This is a genomic window from Deltaproteobacteria bacterium, assembly GCA_005879535.1.
In the GTDB taxonomy this organism is placed as follows: Bacteria; Myxococcota; Myxococcia; order Myxococcales; family 40CM-4-68-19; genus 40CM-4-68-19.
In genome coordinates, this window is the sequence record VBKI01000058.1 from 72,300 (window position 1) to 94,695 (window position 22,396).

The following is a 22,396-nucleotide window of genomic DNA, read 5'->3' on the forward strand; positions in this document are numbered from 1 at the left end:
ATCACTTCCCGAGCACGCGCTCGAACACCGCGTCGACGTGGCGCAGCCCGCGGTCGAGATCGAAGCACTCCGCCAGCTCCTTCGGCTTGAGGAGCTTCTTCACCTCGGGGTCCTCGGCGAGCAGCGAGCGGAAATCGCGGTTCTCGTCCCAGACCTTCATCGCGTTGCGCTGCACGACCACGTACGCCGCCTGCCGCTCCATGCCCTTGGCGATCAGCTTGAGGAGGACCGGCTGCGAGAACACCAACCCCCGGGTGAGCTCGAGGTTTTCGCGCATCCGCTCGGGAAAGACGCGCAATCCCTCGATCAGCCCGGCGAACCGGTGGAGCATGAAATCGAGCGTGACCGTCGCGTCCGGACCGATCACGCGCTCGACGCTGGAGTGGCTGATGTCGCGCTCGTGCCAGAGGGGAACGTCTTCCAGGGCGGAGAGGGCGTAGCCGCGAAGCACGCGGGCCAGGCCGGTCAGGTTCTCCGAGAGGATCGGGTTGCGCTTGTGCGGCATCGCCGAAGAGCCCTTCTGGCCCTTGCCGAACACTTCCTCGGCTTCCCGGACCTCGGTCCGCTGCAGGTGGCGGATCTCCACCGCGAACTTCTCGATCGAGGCCCCTGCGAGGGCGAGAGCGGTGAAGTACTCGGCGTGCCGGTCGCGCTGGACGATCTGCGTGGATGCCGGCGCAGCGCGCAGCCCGAGCGCCGCCATGGCCTTCTCCTCGATGGCCGGGGAGAGGTGCGCGAAGGTCCCCACCGCTCCGGACAGCTTGCCGACGGCGATGATCTCCCGCGCGCGGTGCAGCCGGGCCTTGGCGCGAGCCAGCTCGTCGGCCCAGACGATCAGCTTCCAACCGAAGGTCGTGGGTTCGGCGTGAATCCCGTGCGACCGGCCGATGCAGGGCGTGCGCTTGTGCTCGATGGCGCGCTTTACCACCGCCTCGCGCGCTTTCTCGACGCCGGCGACGAGGAGATCCGCCGCATCCCGGAGCAACAGCGCGAGCGACGTGTCCAGCACGTCCGAAGAGGTCATTCCGAAGTGCAGGTGCCGCGCCGCGGGACCGATGCGCTCCTCCATGAAGGTGAGGAATGCGATCACGTCATGGCGAGTGGTCTTCTCGATCTCGTCGATGCGGGCGGCGTCGGCGGCGGTGAAGGCGCCGCCTTTGCGGGCGCATTCCTCGATGGCTTCGCGTGGGACCACGCCGGCGTCCGCCATCGCGCGGCCGGCGGCGAGCTCCACCTGCAGCCAGGTCTGGTAGCGACGTTCGGGCGTCCAGAGCGCGACCATCTCCGGCCGGCTGTAGCGCGGGATCATCGGGCGCTCTCTACAGCACTCACCCGAACAGCGCCAGTTGGCGGGCCTTGCGCAGCGGGACCGCGCACGAGGGCTCGAGCAGCACGGGATCGAGCGCACGGGCCTGCGAGCCGATGCAGAGCCTGGCATGGCTGCCGTAGTTCGCGAGGACCCGCTCGGCGGCCTTGCGCGCGTGCTTTTCGCTGTTGTTGTGCTCGGACAGGTGCGCCAGCACCAGATGGCGGAGGCCGCCATGGAGGATGTTCTCGAGCAGATGCGCGCCCTGCTCGTTGGAGAGGTGACCGCGGTCGCCGCGGATGCGCTGCTTCAGCGACCACGGATACGGACCCTCGAGGAGCATCTGCACATCGTGGTTCATCTCCAGGACCAACGCGTCGAGGTCGCGAAGCGCTCGAACGATGCGGGCAGTGACCGAGCCGAGATCGGTGGCGATGGCTGCGCGCGTCGCGCCGTCGTCGACGACGTACGCCACCGGCTCCCATGCATCGTGAGGAAGAGCGACGGGAGTGACCGTCAGGCCGGGGAGCCGGACCGCGACGCCGGCCCGGACGGCGAAGCGCAGCTCCTCCGGAGGCGGGTCGCGCAGCGAACGCATGGTGCCCCGCGTCGCGTGGACCCGGACGCCGAGCCGGCGCGCGAGGATCCCCGCCGCGTGCGAGTGGTCGGCGTGCTCGTGGGTGAGGAACACGTCGGTCAGGTCGCGAACGTCGAGCCCAGCGCCTTTGCACCTGCGCGCGGTCTCGCGCAGCGGAAGGCCAGCGTCGATGAGGATGCGCGTTCCGGCAGCGTCCACCCAGAGGGAATTGCCTCCGCTGCCGCTGGCGAGGACGCACAGGCGCACTGAACGCATGTACCAAGAGCGATCGCCTGCTTGCAAGGGCGACGGAAGCGCTTCTGCCGCTTTCAACCGGCGCGAGCTGTGCTACAGACCCCGGGATGCCGCGCACGAAAAAGTCGATCAAGAACCGCAGCAAGGTGAAGAGGCAGGCACTGAAGCGCAAGCGCGCGCGCCGCAAGAAGAGCCTGCGCCGCGGGATGCGGGCGAAGTAGGCGCGGCCCCGCAGGCGGCTCAGGCGCGGCCGCCGAAGGCGGCTTAGCGCCTGTTGCAGTTAGCGCAATCATCGTATCCTCATTCTCACGCCGTTCCGCGGCCGGAGCGTGATGCTCGGGTCCAGCTCGACGTCCGCTCCGGGCACGAGCTCGAAGCGGACCCGCTGCGCCATCGTCGCCAGCACGAGCTCCGCCTCCATGCTGGCGAATCCGTTTCCGATGCACATGCGAGGGCCGGCGCCGAACGGAAGGTACGCGCCCCGCGGAGGCTCCCGCGCAAAGCGCTGCGGATCGAACCCCTCCGGATCGCTCCAGAGCTCCGGATGGCGGTGCACCACGTACGGACTGACGAAGACGATCGATCGTGCCGGGATCTCGTACCCGCCGATCTGGTCCGGACCCTTCGCGGACCTGCCGATGATCCACGCCGGGGGATAGAGGCGCATCGCCTCCTGCAGGATCCGCCGCGTCTGCGCGAGCTTCGGCAGGTCATCCGCGGTCGGATTCCGCCCACCGAGCACCTGCGCCAGCTCGGCCCGGAGCTCGCGAAGGGCGGCCGGATAGCGGGAGAGCAGCAGCCAGGTGAAGGTCAACGCGTTGGCGGTGGTCTCGTGGCCGGCGAGAAGGATCGTCATCGCCTCGTCGCGAAGCTGGCGGTCGTCCATCGACTCGCCGGTTTCGGCATCGCGCGCCCGGATCAGCATCGAGAGCAGATCGGCGCGGTCCGTGGTGCTCTTCCGCCGCTCGGCGATCATCCGCACCACCACCGTGTCGAGCGTCGTCAGGGCGCGGCGGAACCTCCGGTTCTCGCGGGTCGGAACGACGGGGGGCAGGTCGAACACGCGACGGGTCCGCTCGTTGGCGAGCCTGAGCAGGAAGCCGAGCGCAGCACCCACCTCGTCGGCCGCGTCCGTCGGATCGTACGCGAGCAGCGTCTCGCCGACGATGCGCAGTGTCAGGCGCATCATCTCGTGGTGTACGTCCATGTTTTCGCCGCGGCGCGACTCCAGCTTGGCCGTGGCGTCGTCCGCGGCGCGCACCATCGTGGCCGCGAATCCCGCGATGCGCTGGCGGTGGAACGCTGGCTGCGCGATGCGCCGTTGCCGTTTCCAGGTTTCACCCTCGCTGGTGAGCAGACCGTTGCCGAGCACGTAGCGGAGATTGCGGTATCCGCGCGTCTGCTTGCCGTAGTTCTTGTTGTTCTCGACCAGGACGTGGTTGGCGCCTTCGGACGAGCTGACGAGGTGGCCGACCACCGGACCGAAGCGGAAGCGCACCACCTCGCCGTAGTCGCGGAAGGAGTCCATGAAGAAGGCGATGGGATTGCGCCGCGCCCGCGGGAGGTTTCCGAGCAGGAATTGGCCGCGGGGCCCCGGCGCGCGGTTCACCGATGGCCCGTGTGCCCGAATCCGCCTTCGCCGCGGCGGCTCTGCGGCAGTGTCTTGCCTTCGACCAGCTCCGCGCGCTCCACGCGCGCGACGGCGAGCTGAGCGATGCGATCGCCGCGCTGGATCGTGACGGGCTTCTGTCCGAGATTGGCGAGGATCACGCCGAGCTCGCCGCGGTAGTCGCTGTCGATGGTGCCGGGGCTGTTCAGGCAGGTGATGCCCTCGCGCAGCGCCAGGCCGGAGCGCGGCCGGATTTGGCCTTCGAATCCCTCCGGGATGGCGATCGCAAGGCCGGTCGGAACCAGGGCGCGCTCCCCGGGCGCGAGCGTGATGGCGGCATCGGCGCGCAGGTCCAGGCCGGCGGATCCGTCGGTCGCGTACGAGGGGAGCGGAAGGGGTTCTCCCCGCGCCGGCGTGGTCCGCGTGACGTCGATTCGCAGGCCCATGGGGCGTGATTTATCACGCGGCGCCGTCCGGTCTGGCTCCTTTCCATCGAGCCCGCTAAAGTACACGCCCCCTGGGGAGCAGCAGGAGGCGTCGACATGGCTGACAACGGCGAGCGGCTCATCAAGGTCCCGGAGCAGTTTGCGAAGAAAGCGCGCATCGGCAGCATCGAGAAGTACCGCGCGCTCTACGACCGGTCGATCTCGGATCCGGACGGGTTCTGGAACGAGCAGGCGGAGCGGATCACCTGGTTCCGGAAGTGGAAGACGACGTCGAAGTTCGACTTCCACACCGCGAAGATCGAGTGGTTCATTGGCGGCAAGCTCAACGCGTCCGTGAACTGCCTCGACCGCCACATCCAAGGCCCGCGCCGCGACAAGCCGGCCCTGGTCTGGGAAGGCGACTCGCCCAGCGAATCGCGGTCACTCAGCTATTCGGACGTCTACAAGGAGACCTGCAAGTTCGCCAACGCGCTGAAAAAGCTGGGCGTCAAGAAGGGTGATCGCGTCACCATCTACCTGCCGATGGTGCCCGAGCTGCCCATCGCCATGCTCGCCTGCGCCCGGATCGGCGCCATCCACAGCGTGGTTTTCGGCGGATTCTCCGCGGAGTCGCTGAAGAACCGCATCCAGGACTGCGGCAGCGAGATCGTCATCACCGCCGATGGCGGCTACCGCGGCGGACGCATCGTTCCCCTGAAGCAAACAACCGACGAGTCCCTCAAGGAATGCCCCGGCGTGAAGACCGTGGTCGTCCTCAAGCGCACCGGCAAGGAAGTGCCGTTCACGAGCGGCCGCGACCGCTGGTGGCACGACGTGGTGCGCGACGTGCCCGCAGAATGCGAGCCCGAGCAGATGGACGCCGAGGACCCGCTGTTCATCCTCTACACCAGCGGTTCCACCGGGAAGCCGAAGGGAGTGATGCACACCACCGGCGGATACATGGTGTACGCAGCACTGACGCACGAGCTGGTGTTCGACCTGCGCGAGGAGGACATCTTCTGGTGCACCGCCGACTGCGGCTGGGTCACCGGCCACACTTACGTCGTCTACGGACCGCTCGCGAACGGGGCCACCAGCCTGATGTTCGAAGGCGTCCCGCAGTATCCGGACTGGGGCCGGTTCTGGGACGTCGTCGACAAGTACAAGGTGACCATTATCTACACGGCGCCGACCGCCATCCGCGCCATCGCGCGCGAGGGGGAGGCGCCGGTGAAGGCGCGCAGCCGGAAGAGCCTGCGCCTGCTGGGCACGGTCGGCGAGCCGATCAATCCCGAGGTATGGCTCTGGTACTACAAGGTCGTCGGCGACGCGCGTTGCCCCATCGTCGACACCTGGTGGCAGACGGAGACGGGCGGGATCCTGATCACGCCGTTGCCGGGCGCCATCGCGCAGAAGCCGGGGTCGGCGACGCTTCCCTTCTTCGGCGTCGAGCCGACGGTGGTGGACGATCAAGGCAAGGTGCTCGAAGGGCCTTGCACCGGCAACCTCTGCCTGTCGCGTCCGTGGCCCGGCATCATGCGCGGCGTCTTCGGCGATCCGGATCGGTTCCGCAAGACGTACTTCACCACCTTCCCGGGCCGCTACTTCACCGGCGACGGCTGCCGCCGCGACGAAGACGGTTACTACTGGATCACCGGCCGCGTCGACGACGTGATCAACGTCAGCGGACACCGGCTGGGCACGGCGGAGGTCGAGAGCGCGCTGGTCTCGCACCACGACGTCGCCGAGGCCGCGGTGGTGGGCTTCCCGCACGAGATCAAGGGGCAGGGGATCTACGCCTACGTCACGCTCAAGCAGGGCGTCGAGCCCACCGAGAAGCTGCGGACGGATCTCGTCCAGCACGTGCGCAAGTGCATCGGGCCGCTCGCCCAGCCGGACGTGATCCACTGGGCGCCGGGCCTGCCCAAGACCCGGTCGGGCAAGATCATGCGGCGCATCCTGCGGAAGATCGCGGCCGACGAGCTCGATTCGCTCGGCGACATCTCCACGCTCGCCGACCCGACCGTGGTGGACAACCTGGTCAAGGACAAGAAAGCGCGGTAGATCGCAACCTGTACAGTCTCAAGCGAGAGCCGCAAAGCCGCACCTCCGGTGCGGCAGCGGCTACTGCTCCGAGATGCGGCGCGCGAGATCGTCCGCCGCCTTCTGCTGCTCGCGCTCCAGGTCCTTAGCGCGCTCACGGACGTTGTCCAGCTGGCGCTTCGGAGCGCTCTGCGCCGCGGTGTCGCGCCCGGCCGTCCCGGTCAGCGCGGTCCGCACCGCGAAGGCGACGGCAGCCAGGCCGAGCAGCAGGACGAGGATTTTCCCCAGGCTCATCTCCGCAGCGTCGCATCGCGGCCGCGGGGCGGCAAGAAACCGGAAGGCCCCGCGTTAGAATGCCCGGATGACCGAACCTGCCGAGATCGCCGCGGGGCCAGCGGCTCCGCGACGCGGCGGGCTTTGGTCTGACGTCCGCGAGGCGATCCGCGGCTCCGAACAGGACTACACCAAGGGCCCCATCGGACGCGCCATCCTCCTCCTCGCCATCCCCATGGTGCTGGAGATGGCGCTGGAGAGCGTCTTCGCCGTCACCGACGTCTTCTTCGTCGGGCGGCTCGGGCCGGACGCAGTCGCGGCCGTCGGCCTCACCGAGTCGATGCTCACGCTCGTCTACGCGCTCGCGATGGGCCTCGGCATCGGGACCACGGCCGTGGTGGCGCGGCGGATCGGCGAGAAAGACCGCGAAGGAGCCGCGAACGCCGCTGTGCAGTCGGTCTTCCTCGGCATCGGCGGCGCCGTTCTGCTCGGGGGCCTCGGCGTAGCCTTGGCCCCACACCTGCTCGCGCTGATGGGCGCATCGCCTGCGGTGCTGCAGATCGGGTCGGGATACACGCGCGTCATGCTGGGCGGCGAGGCGACGATCGTCGTGCTCTTCGTCGTCAACGCCGTCTTCCGCGGCGCTGGCGACGCGGCGATCGCGATGCGCGTGCTGTGGCTTGCGAATGCGATCAACATCGTCCTCGGCCCCTGCTTCATCTTCGGGCTCGGCCCGTTCCCCGAGCTGGGCGTCACCGGCGCCGCGGTGGCGACTACCATCGGGCGGGCAAGCGGAGCCGTCTATGCCATCAGCCGGCTGCTGCGACCGGGCTCCCGCGTCGCGGTCGGCCGGCGGCATCTGGGCGTCGATGTGCCGGTGATGCGGACCGTCGCGCGGCTCTCCGGCTCGGGAGCGTTCCAGTCCATCGTGGGCATGGCGAGCTGGATCGGCCTGGTCCGGATCGTCGCCACCTTCGGCTCGCAGGCGCTCGCGGGATACACCATCGGCATCCGGATCATCGTCTTCGCATTGCTTCCGTCCTGGGGGATGAGCAATGCCGCGGCGACGATGGTCGGCCAGGCACTCGGAGCGGGAGACCCCGACCGCGCCGAGCGCTCCGTCTGGCGCGCATGCCTCTACAACCTGGTATTCCTCTCGGCCATCGGCCTCGGATTCGTCGTGGCGGCGCGCCCGATCGTCTCCGCCTTCACCTCCGACCCGCAAGTGTTGGCGTACGGCACCCAATGCCTGCGGATCATCGCCGCGGGATTCGCCTTCTATGCCTACGGAATGGTGCTCTCGCAGTCGTTCAACGGAGCGGGCGATACCGCCACGCCGACGTTGCTCAACCTGATCGTCTTCTGGCTTTGGGAGCTGCCGCTGGCATGGGCGCTCGCCGTCGCCCTCGGAATGGGCCCTCGCGGCGCCTTCGTCGCAGTTGCCGTTTCGTTCTCGACGCTCGCAGTGGCAGCGGGTGCGATCTTCCGTCGCGGCAAATGGAAGCGCGTCGTCGTCTAAGCTGTTACCTTCGCAGCCGCGAGGACCCCATGTGCCGAAACATCCGGACGCTCTTCAACTTCAAGCCGCCCGCCACCGACGAGGAGATCCACGCGTCGTCGGTGCAGTTCGTCCGCAAGCTGAGCGGATTTCATCATCCTTCGAAGGCCAACGCTGACGCGTTCGACCGCGCCGTCGAGGAAGTGACCGCCGCCGCCCGGCGGCTGGTGGATTCGCTCGTCACCAACTCGCCGCCGCGCAATCGCGAGGAAGTCGCCGCGGAGGCCCGGACCCGTTCGGCGAAGCGCTTCCGGCGGGCTGGTGCCTGACGAGAAGCCGCGCCGGGCGCTGGTCCTTTCCGGCGGCGGCAGCAGGAGACGAGCAGGTCGACTACGATCTCCTCTGCGGGACTTCCGTCGGCGCGATCAACGCCGCCTATGTCGCGCAGACGCCGCTGGGGAAGCCTCGAGAGGCGGCGGCGAAGCTGCGCGCGCTCTGGGACACGGTGACGACCGACAAGGTGCACCGGGCGTGGTTTCCCTTCGGCAAGATCGCGTCATTCTTCAAGACGTCGGTGTATGACTCCGCACCGCTCCACGGGTGGATTCGCTCGGGCCTCGATGCGGCGGCAGTGCGCGCGTCCGGTCGCCGCCTCCGCATCGTCTCGGTGTCGTTCGGCACCGGTGAAACGTTCGTCGCGAACGAGCAGACCGCCGATTTGGCGGAGTGGGTGATCGCCTCGTCTGCGTTTCCGGTGATGCTGACCCCCGCCTCGATCGGCGGAGATCTGTGGACGGACGGCGGCCTGCGCACGGTGACCCCGCTGGGCGAGGCGATCCGCGCGGGCGCCGACGACATCGACGTGGTTCTCTCCTCGGACCCGTTCGCAAAGTCGCCCTTCGAGGTGAAGGACGCGCATGCGATCCCGCAACTTCTCTTGCGCTCCATCGACATCATGAACGGCGAGGTGAGCCGCGCCGACTTGCGCATCGCGGGCCTGAAGAACGATCTCTCGGAGCTCCGCCGCGAATACCGGAAGGTGCGGATCCGCCTCTTCCAGCCCACCCAGCCGCTCCCGTTCGACTCGCTCGACTTCGACCCCGGAAATCTAAAAGCGATGATCGACGCCGGATACGCGCAATCCGCGGTCTCCGGCGCCGTGTAGACTTACTTGTGCTCGTCCTCGATCATCTGCTCCGGGTCGTGCCACCACTGCTCGGCCGACCGATGCCGCGGCGCCGAGATGAACCTGCCGAAAGACGACTGCGTCGCCGCCGGCGTGGCGAACGGAGCCATCAAGTCCTTGACCGTGTAGAGGCGGCCGTTCTTCATCACGCTCGCCACGTGGGTCGCGTTCCGGATGTCGTCGAGTGGATCGTCGGTCAGGAAGACAAAGTCAGCCAGCTTGCCCGGCTCGATGGTCCCCAGGTCCTTCGACACGCTGAACGTCTCCGCCGGCAGCTTGGTGGCCGACTGGAGCGCCCGCCACGGCGGAAGGTGGCCGAGGAGGACCTGTGCGCGCAGGTTCAGGTGCAGCGCGGTGGCGACGTTGTCGAGCGGAGAGTCGGTGCCCGCCAGCATCGTGCCGCCGTTCTGCTGGATGTACGCGACCGTGTCCTCTTCCTTCTGCAGGGCATCGCGGCCGGCCTGCGGATTCAGGGTCGCGGCTTTGCTCTTCGCGACGAGGAGGGTCTGGTCCCAGGGAACGTTCAACGTCGTCAGCCGGACGTCGTTCACCATGGTCGGCTCGTCCGAATACAGGACAGGGCTGAAGGTCGTGGAGATGTCGAACATCCCGGAGAGCCGGAAGAGATCGCGCATGTCGGAGTAGCTGATGCCGCCCGTCGAGCGCGTGTATGCGAAGCCCGTCCGCGTGGTGGCGGAGACGTGCGTCTGTCCGTCCATGCCAAAGGCGAGGCCGGGCAGCATGTAGTGCGAGGCGACCCAGACGCCCATGTCCTGGTGCGCGACCTGCATCGCGCGAAGCTGCCACTCATGCTGCAGGCGCACGTACGTCTTCAGCATGTCGTAGCCCAGCGCCTTGCCGCGCGACAGCTCCCGCTCCAGCTGCGCGGCGCTCGTGGTCGGGCGCATGAAGTTGTAGAACACGCGCTCGCCGTCGATCGCCTCGCCGGTAGCGAAGTAGCGCGGCCCCACGCGGTCGCCCGACGCGAACGATTCCCGCGTCTCGACCGCACGGTATGCGGGATCACCGACGGAGTTGAGGGTGGTGACGCCGTAGGTCATCCACAGCCGGCCCAGGCGGTCGCCGTAGAACTTGCCCTCGATGTACTCGTGCGTGTGCGATTCCCAGAGGCCGGGAATGACGGTCTGCTTCGAGGCGTCGATGACGTTGCCCGCAGTGTCGTGCACGCTGTCCCGGTGAGGCTGGATGCTGTCGATGCGATTGCCTTTGACGATGAGGTCCACGTTGGTCAGCTCATCGGGTCCACGGCCGTCCCAGAGGCGCCCGGCATGGATCACGGTCCGTCCCGAGGAGGGCTGGTCCGGCTTCCAGGTGAGATCGAGCTCCACGTCGCGGGGATTGCCGCCGCTCCGCGCGATCAGGCGCAGCTTGCCGTTCGAGAGATAGAGCAGCTGCTGCGAGTCGCCGCTCCAGGTGGGCGCGTCCGTCACCTCGGTGTTGATCCGTGTGGCGGTCCCGGTCGGCTTCCCGCTGTCGCGGTCCACCGGGCGGATCCAGAGGTTGCTCTCCATGACCAGCGCCATCGCCGTTCCGTCGGGCGAATACACGGGGCCGTCCTCGCCGCGGGTGCCCAGCGACATGTACTGCCCTTCGCCGGTCGCGCTGCCCGTCGGGTTGTAGGTCAAGGCGCCGGTCGCCACGTCGACGGTGAGGATCTGGCTGGTCCCTTCGCGGAACCTGCGCGTGTACGGCTTGAGCGCGCCGATGGCGATGGTGTTGCCGGCGAACGACCAGCTCGGCTTGCTCGGCGCGAACAGGTTCAGCGTGGTCGAGTTGGCTGGAGGCGCGCCGACGGCGTGCACGGCCTTGGTATTGAAGTCGTAATAGAAGGTGGCGCCGTTCTGATCCTGGAAGGCGAGCTTCGATCCGTCCCGCGACCAGGCGGCGGAGACCTGGGCGCCACCGAACGTGGTGACGGGGGTCTCGTCTCCGCGGCCGGTGCGGACGTCATAGACGTACACCTTCATGATCCCGCTCTTGTCGGTCGAGTAGGCGAGCTTCGTCCCGTCGGCCGACCAGGCGGGATCGCACTTGTAGTAGGTGTCGGCCGTGATCGGGCGCGGCTTCTTGCCGATCTCCATCAGCCAGATCTGGTTGAGAGCCTCGAAAGCGACCTGCTTCGCGTCGGGAGACAGCGCCGGGCCGACGATTCCCACCACCTGGCGCTTGTCGGCGGAGTCGAAGTCGAACTTCTTGCGCGTGTAGGAATCGCGCATGATCGGGAAGGTGGCCTCGAATGGAACGTCGGTGGTACCGCCGCCGATGGTGCTGATCTCGATCTTTCCGTCCGCCGTGTAGAGAAGCTCCGTTTCCGAGAGCCACACCGGGTAGAACGGGAACACGTCGTTGCTGGTGCCGACACGCGTCGTCGCGCCGCCGGGCGCGAGATCTTTCACCCAGAGCTGGCTCTGATTGACGTTGTCGTTGATGCTGAACTGCACGTAAGCGAGCTTGCCGCCTCCCGGAGAATAAGCGGGAGAGTTGAGGCGCTGCGCCCTGGGATCCGGCGGAGGCGCTGGCGCCGTCACCAACGTCGTGCGTGCGCCGCCGGCCGCGGGCACCGCCTGGATCGAGGTGCCGGTGGCGCCAGTCCCGTTGACGAAGGCGATGGTCGTTCCGTCCGGCGACCACGTCGGCTCGAACGCGTCGAACGTCGTGTCGGAGGCAACGGTGGTCGAGGAGCCCGATGCGACGTCCACCACGCGGATGACGTAATTGCTGCCGAAGGCCGCGTTGTCGGACGAGTACGCGATTCTCGATCCGTCGGGCGAGACGCGCGGATCGCGGTCGTCGGGGTGGCCTGACGTGAGCTGGCGCACATTGCGGCCGTCCGGATCCATCTTCCAGATGTGGAAGGTGCCGCCGGAGTAGGCCTGGAAGGCGACGAAGCCCCCGCGCCGCGCATAGTCCGGCCGCGCCGGCTCGAGCAGCGGCTGTGTCAGAGGAGTGGCCGTACCACCGGCGATCGGCAACGACCAGAGCACGCCCTGCAGGTCGAAGACGATCGACGCGAAATCCGGCGAGACCGTCGCCGCGATGTTCGTGCCCCGGTTGACCTTGATCTGATCCGGCGAGGTCGCCCATCCAGGTGCGACGTGGACCCCCACGACCACGAGTGCAATACCGAGAATTCCCAGCGACACGGCATACCAGCGCCGGCTGCGCGAGTTGTTCATAGCGGTCCCTTTCCCAGGTGAGCGTCCGGGTACCGGTGGGCGCGGTGCTCACCTAAAGCAAGAGACGACGGGTCGTCCGTCCGCCTACGCTCGCATCAGCGCGGCGCCCCAGTGGAAGCCGGAGCCGAGCCCCACGAAACAGACCAGCTGGCCTTCGCGGATGCGTCCGCTCTTCCGACATTCGTCCAGGGCGATCGGGATCGTCGCCGCTGTCGTGTTCCCGTATTTTTGAATGTTGTTGTAGACGCGTTCATCCGGCAGGCCGAGCGCCTTCTGCACTGCCTCGTTGATCCGGAGGTTCGCCTGGTGAGCGATGAGCAGGTCGATGTCACCTACCGCCATGTGGTGCTTTGCGCAAAGCTCGCGGACCGCCTGGGGCATGCGGGACACCGCCAGCTTGAATACCGCGCGGCCGTTCATCTCCGGGACATGCCGCCAGGCGCGAACCTGCTCCTCGTCCACGAACGGCCGGTGCGCAAAGCCCATCCCGGGGACGTACAGGTCCTTGTAGTTGGCGCCGTCGGAATGGAGCTGGAACCCGAGAAGGCCGCGCTCTCCGTCCGCGGCCCGCAGCACCACCGCACCGGCTGCGTCGCCGAACAAGACGGTGCGGTCGCGGAAGCCCGTGATCACCGCCTTCTCCTCCTCGGAAGGAGGCTGGCCGCCGCGCCCGAAGAGAAAGTCCCACGCGGTCCAGGGCATGAAACCGGAGTGGACTTCCGCACCGACGAGCAGCACCGTGCGCGCTTCTCCCGCCTTGAGCAGGACGTCGGCGACCTGAAGCCCGTAGATGAACCCGGTGCATTGCTGTCGGATGTCGAGCGCGGGGACGTGCGCTACGCCGAGCTTGTCCTGAAGGATGCCGCCGCACCCCGGAAAGTAGTGGTCCGGCGTCATGGTGGCGAAAACGATGTAGTCCACCTCTTCCTTGGCGATGCCGGCATCGGCGAGCGCCTTCCTTGCCGCGCCCAGGCCGAGGTCGCTGGTCGAGGTGCCCTGCTCGACGTAGTAGCGCGTCTCGACGCCGCTGCGCTCGCGGATCCATGCGTCTGACGTGTCCATGATCCGGGCGAGCTGGTCGTTGGTGACCAGGTTCTCGCCGGTGACGAAGCCGCTTCCGATGATCTGGCTGCGCATGTCGCGACCTCCGGGCGGATTCTCCTAACAGACGGCGGACCATCCGTCACTGGCATGTCAGCGTGCCGGTTCCGGGATCCAGGGCGTCCACCCCCGCGCAAACAGGCGCATCGAACGTGCCGGTCACGTGTTCGCCGAAATCGAACGTGAGATCGTATCTTGTCTACTCGACCGCGAATACCTCGTGCGTGTTCGTCGCTGCGAAGCCGGGAATCGTCGCTCCGCCTGGCAGGTAGACGTTGTTTCCGATCGCGGAGCCGAAGATTCCATGCCGCGGCGTCGGCATGGGAGCAAGCTTGCTCCAGGCGTTTGCCGCAGGATCGAACACGGCGACGTTCCGCCGCACGACGCCGCGAGCGAGAGCAGCAAAGCGAATCGAAGCATGGGAGACTTGCAGTGCGCCGCGTCGTCAGCCCATAACGCTCCAACTGCAGCCGCTCCGAGGATGAACATGAAGAAGGCGCCGCTCATTGCCGCAGCCCTCGTCTTCACCGCCTCTTCGCTGCCCGCCCAGCAGAGGTCGGTCAGGCTCTCCATCGCCACCGGCGGGACCGGTGGCGTGTACTATCCGCTCGGCGGCGGATTGGCCAGCGTGCTCAGCAAGAACCTGCCCGGCGTGGACGCGACTGCCGAGGTGACCAGCGCCTCGGTGGACAACGTCAAGCTGATCGGTGCTGGAAAAGCGGACCTCGCCTTTTGCCTCGCGGACACGGCGAGCGACGGCCTCAAGGGAACGGGCAAGTTCAAGGAAAAGGTCCCGGTTCGCTCCATCGCCGTGCTGTACGCGAACAAGAGCCAATGGGTCACCCTCGAGGGAACCGGCATCGGGAAGATGCAGGACCTCAAGGGCCGGCGCATTTCCACCGGCGCGCCGGGGAGCGGGACCGAGACCATCGCGCTGCGCATCCTCGAAGCCTACGGCATGGATCCCGAGAAAGACGTGAAGCGGGAGAAGTTGTCGGTCGCGGAATCGGTGAATGCTCTGAAGGACCGGAAGATCGACGCGTTCTTCTGGTCGGGCGGGGTTCCTACCGCGGCGGTCACCGACCTGGCCGCCACTCCCGGGATGAAGATCAAGCTTCTCGATCACGCCGAGGCAGTCCCGAACCTGATCAAGAAGTACGGACCGCTCTACGTGAAAGGAGTCATCCCCGCGAAGGCCTACCCGGGGCAGGACAAGGACGCCAACGTCGCGGACGTCTGGAACGTCCTGCTCGTGCACGAGAAGATGGACGAGAAACTCGCCTATGACATCGCGAAGACCCTGTTCGAGAAGCAGGCGGACCTCGTCGCGGTGCACTCCGAGGCGGCCAACCTGAAGCTCTCGACGCAGTACGAGAGCGCGTCGCCGATCCCCTTCCACCCCGGTGCAATGAAATACTTCGCGGAGAAAGGGCTGAAGCCCAAGTGATCGCGATGGGCCGGAGCGCGCGGCGGCTGGTCCTCGCTTGTGCAGCGGCGTCGTTCGTGGCTCCGGCGCCGACCCATCCGATCGCCTTCCTGGAGATCGGAAATTCTACGCGCGATGAGGCGGAGCTCATCGCGCTCCACGAACGGACGCCGTTCTCCGTCACCTCCTGGCATTCGATGTACGACCAGCCGGTCATCGAGGAGTTCGTGCTCGACGGCCGCTGCCACATCGTCCTGAAATCGGTGTCCAGTCCCAGCGCAGCAGTGCGCGAGTACCTGGGGATCACGTCTCCGGGAGAGCGCCACGCCGTCGAGCGGGCGATGGGGCAGATCGTCTTCCGGGTCGCCATGGGGACGCCGCAGCGGTTGAATGCCGGCGCGCGGGAACGATCATTCCTGGAGTTCGGCGATCACGGCGACCGCCTGGTCATGCGGGCGATGGGTCTCTGCCCCGACTCATGACGCCCGCGCAAGGCGGAAGAATTCATCGAGCAGGAAGAGGGCGCGGCGCGCCACTTCACGGGCTGGACCGACCGCGCAATCACGACGATCGCCGTCGCGATGTCCTTGTTCCACCTCTATGCGGCCCAGGCGATCATCCCGGCGCAGATCCTGCGGGCGATCCACGTCGCCTTCGTGCTCTTCCTCTGCTTCCTGTTGTTCCCCGCGGCGAAGCGGTTCCGCGACCGCGTCCAGTGGGTCGACCTGGCGCTGTCCGTCCTCGGCGTCGCGGTCATCGTCTATCTGTTGATCGATTTCGACGCATTCATCGAACGCGCCGTCACTCCGACTGGCTGGGACCTCTTTTTCGGCGTGACACTGATCGCGCTGGTGCTCGAGGCGACGCGCCGGACCTCGGGGTGGATCCTCACCGCCGTCGTCGTCGCGTTCATCGCTTACGCGTTCGCCGGCCCCTGGCTGCCACGTCCCTGGACGCACCGCGGGTATGACGTGGAGCGGCTGGTTGGCCACATGTACATGACGCTGGAGGGGATCTTCGGGACCGCCATCGACGTCTCGGCGACCTTCATCATTCTCTTCACCATCTACGGCGCCGTCCTGCAGTTCTCAGGAGCAGGCGAGTTCTTCATCGACTTTTCGCTGGCGGTGACCGGCGGAAGCCGCTCCGCGGCCGGTCGCACGATCGTGCTGTCGTCGTTCCTGCTCGGTGCGCCATCCGGAAGCGGGGTCGCCACCACCGTTGCGATCGGATCCGTCGCGTACCCGATGCTCGCGAAGTCGGGCTACGGCAAGAACGCGGCGGGAGGTCTGCTGGCCGCGGGCGGCCTGGGCGCGATCATCTCCCCTCCGGTGCTCGGCGCGGCGGCCTTTCTGATCGCCGAGTACCTGAAGATCTCGTACATGGAAGTGGTCTGGATGGCCACCATCCCGACCTTGCTCTACTACCTGGGTCTCTTCCTGATGGTCGAGCTCGACGCGCGCAAGCTCGGCATCCAGAAGGTCGAGCTGCGGCCGCGAGGGAATGCGTGGCGGATGGTCAAGGAGCGCGGGTTCCACTTCACGTCGCTGGTAGCGGTCGTGGTCTTCATGGTGCTCGGCTTCAGCGCAATCACCGCGGTGTTCTGGGCGACCATCGCCGCCGCCGCGCTCTCGTTCCTGCGCAGGGAAACGGCTCTCAGCTTCATTCCCAAGGCGGGCACTCCGCTGCATCGGACGCGCATGGTCCAGGCCCTGAGGGCAGGTTCGGTGGGTGTACTCGCAGTGGCGGCGACCTGTGCCGCCGCCGGGATCATCGTCGGCGTGGTCACGCTCACTGGCCTGGGGCTCAAGTTCAGCTCGATCGTCATCGATCTCGCGGGCGGGAATGTCCTGGCCACGGCCGCCTGCACCGCGCTGGTCGTCTGGGTAGTGGGGCTCGCCGTACCGGTCACCGCGAGCTACATCATCTGCGCGGTGATCGCAGCGCCGGCGCTGACGAAGCTCGGCGTGCCAGACTTTGCGGCGCACATGTTCATCTTCTATTACGCGGTGCTCTCAGAAGTTTCTCCACCGACCGCGCTCTCACCGTTCGCCGCGGCGGCAATCACCGGTGGCGATCCGTACCGCACTACGCTGCAGTCCTGGAAGTACACCCTGCCGGCATTCCTGCTGCCGTTCGCCTTCGTCCTGGACCCCGACGAAGTGGGCTTGCTGCTGAAGGGCGGCTTCGGAAACGTGGTCCACGCCACTGCCGCCGCCGGCCTCGGCATCGCGGCGCTCGCGTGCGGCGTGCAGGGCTGGATGCTACAGCGCACCGCCTGGCTGGAACGAGGCGTGCTGATTGCCGGCGGGATCCTGCTCCTCCATCCCGCTACCGCCGTCCAGCTGGTCGGCTTTGTGCTGGTCGCGGGCGTGGCGGCAAGCCAATCCTGGAGACGAAGGCGAGCCTGAGCTCGATCAGCGGAACAGCGTCGCTCGCAGCGAGGCGCTGGTCTCCTGGCGGCCTATGCTTTCGGAACCGACGCCGCCGCCTGGTGCTTGCCGTCGCCGCCGCCTTGCTCCGCGAGCGCTTCCTTCCGCGAGAGGCGGATCTTCCCGGACCGATCGACGGAGACGACCTTGACCAGCACCTCGTCGCCTTCCTTGAGCACGTCCTCCACCTTCTTCACCCGCGTGTTCGCGAGATCGGAGATGTGCACGAGGCCGTCGGTCCCGGGGAAGATCTCCACGAACGCGCCGAACTCCATGATTCGCCGCACGGTGCCGAGGTAGGTCTTTCCCACCTCCGCCTCCTGGGTGAGCGCGCGGATCATCTTGATCGCCTGCTCCACGCCCTCGCTGTTGGGCGAGGCGATGGCTACCGAGCCGTCGTCCTGGATGTCGATGGTGGCTCCGGTGCGCGCGATGATGTCCTTGATCACCTTGCCTCCCGGCCCGATCACGTCCTTGATGCGACTGACCGGGATGCGGATGGTGGTGATCTTCGGCGCGTACTTGGAGATGTCCGCGCGCGGCTTCTCGATGGCCTTGGCCATCTCGGCGAGGATGTGCAGGCGGCCCTCGCGCGCCTGGTTGAGCGCGCTGGTGAGGATCTGCTTGTCCACGCCGGTGATCTTGATGTCCATCTGGATGGAGGTGATGCCCTTCGCGGTGCCGCACACCTTGAAGTCCATGTCGCCCAGATGGTCCTCGTCGCCGAGAATGTCGGAGAGGATGGCGATCCGGTCCTGCTCCTTGATCAACCCCATCGCGATGCCGGCCACCGGCGCGGAGATGGGCACGCCCGCGTCCATCAGGGAGAGGGTGCCGCCGCAGACCGTCGCCATCGAGGACGATCCGTTCGACTCCAGGATGTCGCTGACCACCCGGATGGTGTAGGGGAACTTGTCGTCCGCCGGCAGCACCCCGCGCAGCGCGCGCTCCGCCAGCACCCCGTGGCCGATCTCGCGCCGTTCACCTCGCCCACCGAGTAGGGCGGGAAGTTGTAGTGCAGCATGAACTTGCGGAAGGACTGGCCCTTGAGACTCTCCATCCGCTGCTCGTCCTCGGAGGTGCCCAGGGTGGTGGTGACCAGGCCCTGCGTCTCGCCCCGGGTGAAGAGCGCCGAGCCGTGCGCGCGGGGAAGGATGCCCACCTCGCAGGAGATCTTCCGGACCGTCCTGGTATCGCGCCCGCCGATGCGCTGGCCCTCGTGCGCGATCATCCGCCGCATGTGGTCGTACTTGAGGTCCTCGAGCGCGGTCTTGACGTCCTTCTCCTTGCCGAAGAACGGCTGACCCTCGGCGCAGAGCTCGGCGACCAGGTCCTTCTTGATCTGCGCCAGCTGCCCGTAACGGTCGTGCTTGTCGTGCTGCGTGTACGCGCCGCGCACCTTTTCCAGCGCCCAGTCGCGCACCCGGGCGGCGACTCCATCGGCCAGCGGGACCTTGTCGAATCCGCGCTTCTCCGCCTTCACCGAGCCGGCGATCTGTTCCTGCGCCTTGAGCAGCGGCTCGATCGCGCGCTGGCCGAAGAGCAGCGCCTCGATCATGTCGCTCTCGCCCACTTCCTTGCCACCGCCCTCCACCATGAAGATCGACTCGCGGTTGGCGGCCATGATCACGTCGATGTCCGACTGGTTGCGCTCTTCCTCGCTGGGATTGGCCACGAACTGGCCGTTCACGCGACCCACCCGCACGCCGGCGAACTGGAACGGGAAGGGAATGTCGCTCACCGCCATCGCGAACGAGGCGCCGGTGAGCGCAAGCACGTCGGTGTCGTAGGCAGGGTCGGCGGAGAAGACGGTGGCGATCACCTGCGTGTCGTTCTGGTACCCCTCGGGAAAGAGGGGGCGCAGCGAGCGATCGATGAGCCGCGAGATCAGCGTCTCCCGCTCGGTCAGCCGGCCCTCGCGCCGGAAGAAGCTCCCGGGGATGCGTCCGGCGGCGGAGAGCCGCTCCTGGTAGTCGACCGTCAGGGGAAAGAAGTCGAAGCCCGGCTTGGGCTCCTTCGCGGAAACCGCGGTCACCAGCACCATGCTGTCGCCGCTGCGAACCACCACCGAGCCATCGGCCTGCTTCGCCACCCTGCCGGTCTCCAGGTTGATGCTCTGGTTCCCAACCTTCGCGGAGACCGAAATCGCTTCTGCCATGTGCAACGTCCTTTCGCGCGGGCCCCGCCCGCGCTGCGCTCTACGTCGTTTGTCCGGGGTTGGATCCGGGGAACCGTGGGATCCTGATCGCAGCAGCGAAACTGCGTTCGCTGCTCCGATGAGGGTCCGGCGGGGCTCCCGGGTACAACCCTTTTGTCTTAAAACAGCCGAGAAGCATCTTTCGATGCCCCTCGCACATTCTCCTACTTGCGGATTCCGAGACCGTCGATGAGCTTGCGGTACCGGCTCGTGTCCTTGGATTTGAGGTAGTCGAGCAGCCGCCGGCGCTGGCCGACCAGCTTGAGCAGGCCACGGCGGGAGTGATGGTCCTTCTTGTGCGTCTTGAAGTGCTCGGTGAGGTAGTGGATGCGCTCGGTGAGCAGCGCGACCTGGACCTCCGGCGAGCCGGTATCTCGTTCGTGCGTCCGGAACTTCTCCACCACCGTTGGCTTGCGGGTCTCGTAGTGCAACGGGCCTTGGGACATCCTTGAATTCCTTTTGTTTCCCCCACCTTCCGCCGGCCGGGCGGGAAGGCGAGCAGGCGTTCCAATTTCCAGGCGAAATTGCCCGGAGGGCGCGGGAACCTACAGGCTTGGACCCTGCGGGTCAAGGGAAACACCCTGCAAGGTAATGACCACGGACTTCGAGGCCGGCGTGTTGCTGGTGTGCGCGACGTGGCGGGCTGGAACCAGCGCATTCGCCTCAGGAAAGTACGTGCAGGCGCACCCGCGCGGGATGTCGTAGGCGAGCGCGACGAACCGCCGCGCCACCCGCGTCTCGCCCTCGAAGCGGCTCTCGATGTCGACGGTCTGGCCGTCCTTCAGCCCCAGCGCGCGGAGGTCCTCCGCGTTCACCAATACCACCCGGCGATCGCCCTTCACGCCGCGGTAGCGGTCCTCGAGGCCGTAGATGGTGGTGTTGTACTGGTCGTGGCTGCGGACGGTCATCATCAAGAGCTCGCCGTCGCGGAGCGTATGGCGAGGCAAGGGATGGACGGTGAACCTCGCCTTGCCCGTGGGCGTGGTGAAGGTTCCCTCGCGTGGGCCGTTCGGAAGGTAGAACCCTCCGGGCCGGCGGACGCGGGCGTTGTAGCCCTCGCTGCCGGGGACGACCCGCGCGATCAGGTCGCGGACGCGGTCGTAGTCCTCGGCCAGCCACCCCCAGCGCACCCTGGTGCGCCCGCGCAAGGTCGCCTCGGCGAGGCGCGCAACGATCTCCGGTTCGCCGAGGAGGTGTTTGCTGGCCGGTTTCATCCGGCCGCGCGACATCTGGACGACGCCCATCGAGTTCTCGGTGGTGACGAATCGGCCGCGGTCGTCCTCGGTGCGACCGAGGCAGGGAAGGATCAGCGCCGTCGTTCCCGCGACGAGGTGCGCGCGGTTCAGCTTCGTCGAGACATGTGCCGTCAGCCGGGCCCCGCGCAGGGCAGTCGCCGTATACTCAGTATCCGGCGCCGCAGAGAGGAAGTTGCCGCCAAGGGCGAAGAACGCCTTTGCCCGCCCGTCCCGCAGCGCATGGATCGACTCGACCGTATCGAAGCCGTGCTTGCGCGGCGCGACGATTCCGGTCGCCTTCTCCAGCGCCTCGAGGAAGGCGGGGCGCGGCTTCTCCCAGATGCCCATCGTCCGGTCGCCCTGCACGTTGCTGTGTCCGCGGACCGGACACACTCCCGTGCCGGGCTTGCCGATGCTGCCGCGGAGCAGCAAGAGGTTGACGATCTCCCGGACGTTGTCGACGGCGTTCGCGTGCTGCGTCAGCCCCATCGCCCAGCAGAAGATGATCCGCTCGCTGTGTGCGAAGAGGCGCGCGGCGGCGCGGATGTCTCGCTCGGAGATGCCGCAGGCGGCGGAGATCTCCGCCCACTGCACGCGCTCCAGATGATCGGTGAAGGCCAAGACGTTCTCGGTCCGCTCGCGCACGAAGATCTCGTCCACGGCTGCGGCTTCGACCAGCGACTTGGCGATTCCTTGCAACAGGGCGACGTCGCCGTTGATCTTCACCTGAAGGAAGACGTCGGTGAGCGGAGTCGCCCGCCGCAGCGGGTGCTGGGGATGCTTGAACGAGAGCAACCCCGCCTCGCGCAGGGGATTGATGGCGACGATCTTCGCCCCCGCCATCTTGGCTTGCTCGAGGGCGGAGAGCATCCGTGGGTGGTTGGTTCCCGGGTTCTGACCGGCGACGACGATCAGCTGCGCCTTGGCGAAGTCGTCGAGGCGTACGGTCCCCTTGCCGATCCCGATGGTCTCACCAAGTCCGCTCCCGCTCGACTCGTGGCAGAGATTCGAGCAGTCGGGCAGGTTGTTCGTGCCGAGCTCGCGGACGAAGAGCTGGTAGAGGAACGCCGCCTCGTTGCTCGTGCGCCCGCTCGTGTAGAAGACCGCCTCGTCCGGGCTGCCGAGCGCGTTGAGCTCCGTGGCGACGAGGGTGAACGCGTCGTCCCAGGCGATCGGCTCATAGTGCGTCGCTCCCGGACGCAGCACCATCGGATGCGTGAGCCGCCCTTGCTTGCCGAGCCAGTGATCGCTCTGTCGGGAAAGCTCCGCCACGCTGTGGCGCGCAAAGAGCTCCGGCGTCGCGCGCGCCGTCGTACCCTCCTCGGCGATCGCCTTGACGCCGTTCTCGCAGAACTCGAAGGTGCTGCGGCGGTCGTCCGGGTCCGGCCAGGCGCAGCCAGGACAGTCGTAGCCCTCGAACTGGTTGAGCTGCCGCAGGAGCTTCGCGCCGCGCAGCGCCCCGGGCTCCCCGGCGGCGTGGCGGATGGAAGCGATCACCGCGGGCAGCCCTCCTGCCCGTTCTTTCGGCGCCTCACGCTGGAGGGGAACGGCCGTTTCTGGCGGCTGCGCGCGCGCATCCCGCGCGTCGGCCGGCGCCGGCGGCGGAGGTGTCTTCAGGCTTTCCGCCACTGCGCGA

General features: G+C 67.3%; 17 protein-coding genes and 1 pseudogene. 7 read left to right on the forward strand and 11 right to left on the reverse strand.

What is annotated here, in order from left to right:
- Nucleotide 1: 1 nt before the first annotated feature.
- The 4 genes from E6J58_09120 to E6J58_09135 form a co-directional block, all read right to left on the reverse strand.
- Entirely contained in the window at nucleotides 2-1,309 is a 1,308-nt protein-coding gene (locus E6J58_09120; GenBank protein TMB38393.1) for an adenylosuccinate lyase, read from the reverse strand.
- Nucleotides 1,310-1,328: 19 nt separating this feature from the next.
- Nucleotides 1,329-2,159, reverse strand: coding sequence for an MBL fold metallo-hydrolase (locus tag E6J58_09125; protein TMB38394.1), 831 nt, complete (start codon nucleotides 2,157-2,159; stop codon nucleotides 1,329-1,331).
- Between the two features lie 268 nt (nucleotides 2,160-2,427).
- Nucleotides 2,428-3,747 carry a cytochrome P450 gene (locus E6J58_09130; GenBank protein TMB38395.1) on the reverse strand — a complete coding sequence of 440 codons (1,320 nt, stop codon included), beginning with the start codon at nucleotides 3,745-3,747 and terminating at the stop codon, nucleotides 2,428-2,430.
- Nucleotides 3,744-4,193 (reverse strand): dUTP diphosphatase, encoded by a 450-nt coding sequence (locus E6J58_09135; protein ID TMB38396.1) that lies wholly within the window; start codon nucleotides 4,191-4,193, stop codon nucleotides 3,744-3,746. Before E6J58_09135 ends, E6J58_09130 begins: the two co-directional genes overlap by 4 nt.
- A gap of 96 nt (nucleotides 4,194-4,289) precedes the next feature.
- Here E6J58_09135 and acs point away from each other — a divergent pair, with 96 nt between their 5' ends.
- Nucleotides 4,290-6,236 carry an acetate--CoA ligase gene (gene acs / locus E6J58_09140; GenBank protein TMB38397.1) on the forward strand — a complete coding sequence of 649 codons (1,947 nt, stop codon included), beginning with the start codon at nucleotides 4,290-4,292 and terminating at the stop codon, nucleotides 6,234-6,236.
- A 60-nt stretch (nucleotides 6,237-6,296) separates the two neighbouring features.
- Here acs and E6J58_09145 read toward each other — a convergent pair whose 3' ends face one another.
- The gene (locus E6J58_09145; protein TMB38398.1) at nucleotides 6,297-6,509 is read right to left on the reverse strand and encodes a hypothetical protein; all 213 of its coding nucleotides are present in this window, start codon (nucleotides 6,507-6,509) and stop codon (nucleotides 6,297-6,299) included.
- Between the two features lie 67 nt (nucleotides 6,510-6,576).
- Here E6J58_09145 and E6J58_09150 point away from each other — a divergent pair, with 67 nt between their 5' ends.
- Genes E6J58_09150 through E6J58_09160 form a run of 3 tightly spaced genes read left to right on the forward strand, consistent with a single transcriptional unit; the run spans nucleotide 6,577 to nucleotide 9,151 of the window.
- A complete protein-coding gene (locus tag E6J58_09150; protein ID TMB38399.1) occupies nucleotides 6,577-8,007 on the forward strand; it encodes an MATE family efflux transporter in 1,431 nt (476 codons plus the stop codon).
- Nucleotides 8,008-8,036: 29 nt separating this feature from the next.
- Nucleotides 8,037-8,315 (forward strand): DUF2277 domain-containing protein, encoded by a 279-nt coding sequence (locus E6J58_09155; GenBank protein ID TMB38400.1) that lies wholly within the window; start codon nucleotides 8,037-8,039, stop codon nucleotides 8,313-8,315.
- Nucleotides 8,312-9,151, forward strand: coding sequence for a hypothetical protein (locus E6J58_09160; protein ID TMB38401.1), 840 nt, complete (start codon nucleotides 8,312-8,314; stop codon nucleotides 9,149-9,151). The genes E6J58_09155 and E6J58_09160 overlap by 4 nt, the downstream gene beginning before the upstream one ends.
- Before the next feature lie 2 nt (nucleotides 9,152-9,153).
- On the opposite strand, the gene E6J58_09165 is transcribed toward E6J58_09160, so the two are convergent.
- From E6J58_09165 to E6J58_09175, 3 genes are all read right to left on the reverse strand, one after another.
- Nucleotides 9,154-12,369 (reverse strand): amidohydrolase, encoded by a 3,216-nt coding sequence (locus tag E6J58_09165; protein ID TMB38402.1) that lies wholly within the window; start codon nucleotides 12,367-12,369, stop codon nucleotides 9,154-9,156.
- Between the two features lie 84 nt (nucleotides 12,370-12,453).
- The gene (locus tag E6J58_09170) at nucleotides 12,454-13,506 is read right to left on the reverse strand and encodes a ketoacyl-ACP synthase III (GenBank protein TMB38403.1); all 1,053 of its coding nucleotides are present in this window, start codon (nucleotides 13,504-13,506) and stop codon (nucleotides 12,454-12,456) included.
- A 163-nt stretch (nucleotides 13,507-13,669) separates the two neighbouring features.
- A complete protein-coding gene (locus tag E6J58_09175; GenBank protein TMB38404.1) occupies nucleotides 13,670-13,852 on the reverse strand; it encodes a hypothetical protein in 183 nt (60 codons plus the stop codon).
- A gap of 105 nt (nucleotides 13,853-13,957) precedes the next feature.
- Here E6J58_09175 and E6J58_09180 point away from each other — a divergent pair, with 105 nt between their 5' ends.
- The 3 genes from E6J58_09180 to E6J58_09190 are packed head-to-tail and all read left to right on the forward strand — an operon-like array spanning nucleotide 13,958 to nucleotide 17,307.
- The gene (locus E6J58_09180; GenBank protein TMB38405.1) at nucleotides 13,958-14,917 is read left to right on the forward strand and encodes a TAXI family TRAP transporter solute-binding subunit; all 960 of its coding nucleotides are present in this window, start codon (nucleotides 13,958-13,960) and stop codon (nucleotides 14,915-14,917) included.
- Entirely contained in the window at nucleotides 14,914-15,378 is a 465-nt protein-coding gene (locus E6J58_09185) for a hypothetical protein (GenBank protein TMB38406.1), read from the forward strand. Before E6J58_09180 ends, E6J58_09185 begins: the two co-directional genes overlap by 4 nt.
- A gap of 24 nt (nucleotides 15,379-15,402) precedes the next feature.
- Nucleotides 15,403-17,307 carry a TRAP transporter fused permease subunit gene (locus E6J58_09190; GenBank protein ID TMB38407.1) on the forward strand — a complete coding sequence of 635 codons (1,905 nt, stop codon included), beginning with the start codon at nucleotides 15,403-15,405 and terminating at the stop codon, nucleotides 17,305-17,307.
- Between the two features lie 53 nt (nucleotides 17,308-17,360).
- On the opposite strand, the pseudogene pnp reads toward E6J58_09190, so the two are convergent.
- The 3 genes and pseudogenes from pnp to E6J58_09205 form a co-directional block, all read right to left on the reverse strand.
- Nucleotides 17,361-19,486 (reverse strand): annotated as a pseudogene (gene pnp / locus E6J58_09195) (polyribonucleotide nucleotidyltransferase).
- A gap of 203 nt (nucleotides 19,487-19,689) precedes the next feature.
- A complete protein-coding gene (rpsO, locus tag E6J58_09200) occupies nucleotides 19,690-19,971 on the reverse strand; it encodes a 30S ribosomal protein S15 (protein ID TMB38408.1) in 282 nt (93 codons plus the stop codon).
- 99 nt (nucleotides 19,972-20,070) lie between these two features.
- Nucleotides 20,071-22,389 (reverse strand): FdhF/YdeP family oxidoreductase, encoded by a 2,319-nt coding sequence (locus E6J58_09205; GenBank protein ID TMB38409.1) that lies wholly within the window; start codon nucleotides 22,387-22,389, stop codon nucleotides 20,071-20,073.
- Nucleotides 22,390-22,396: the final 7 nt, after the last annotated feature.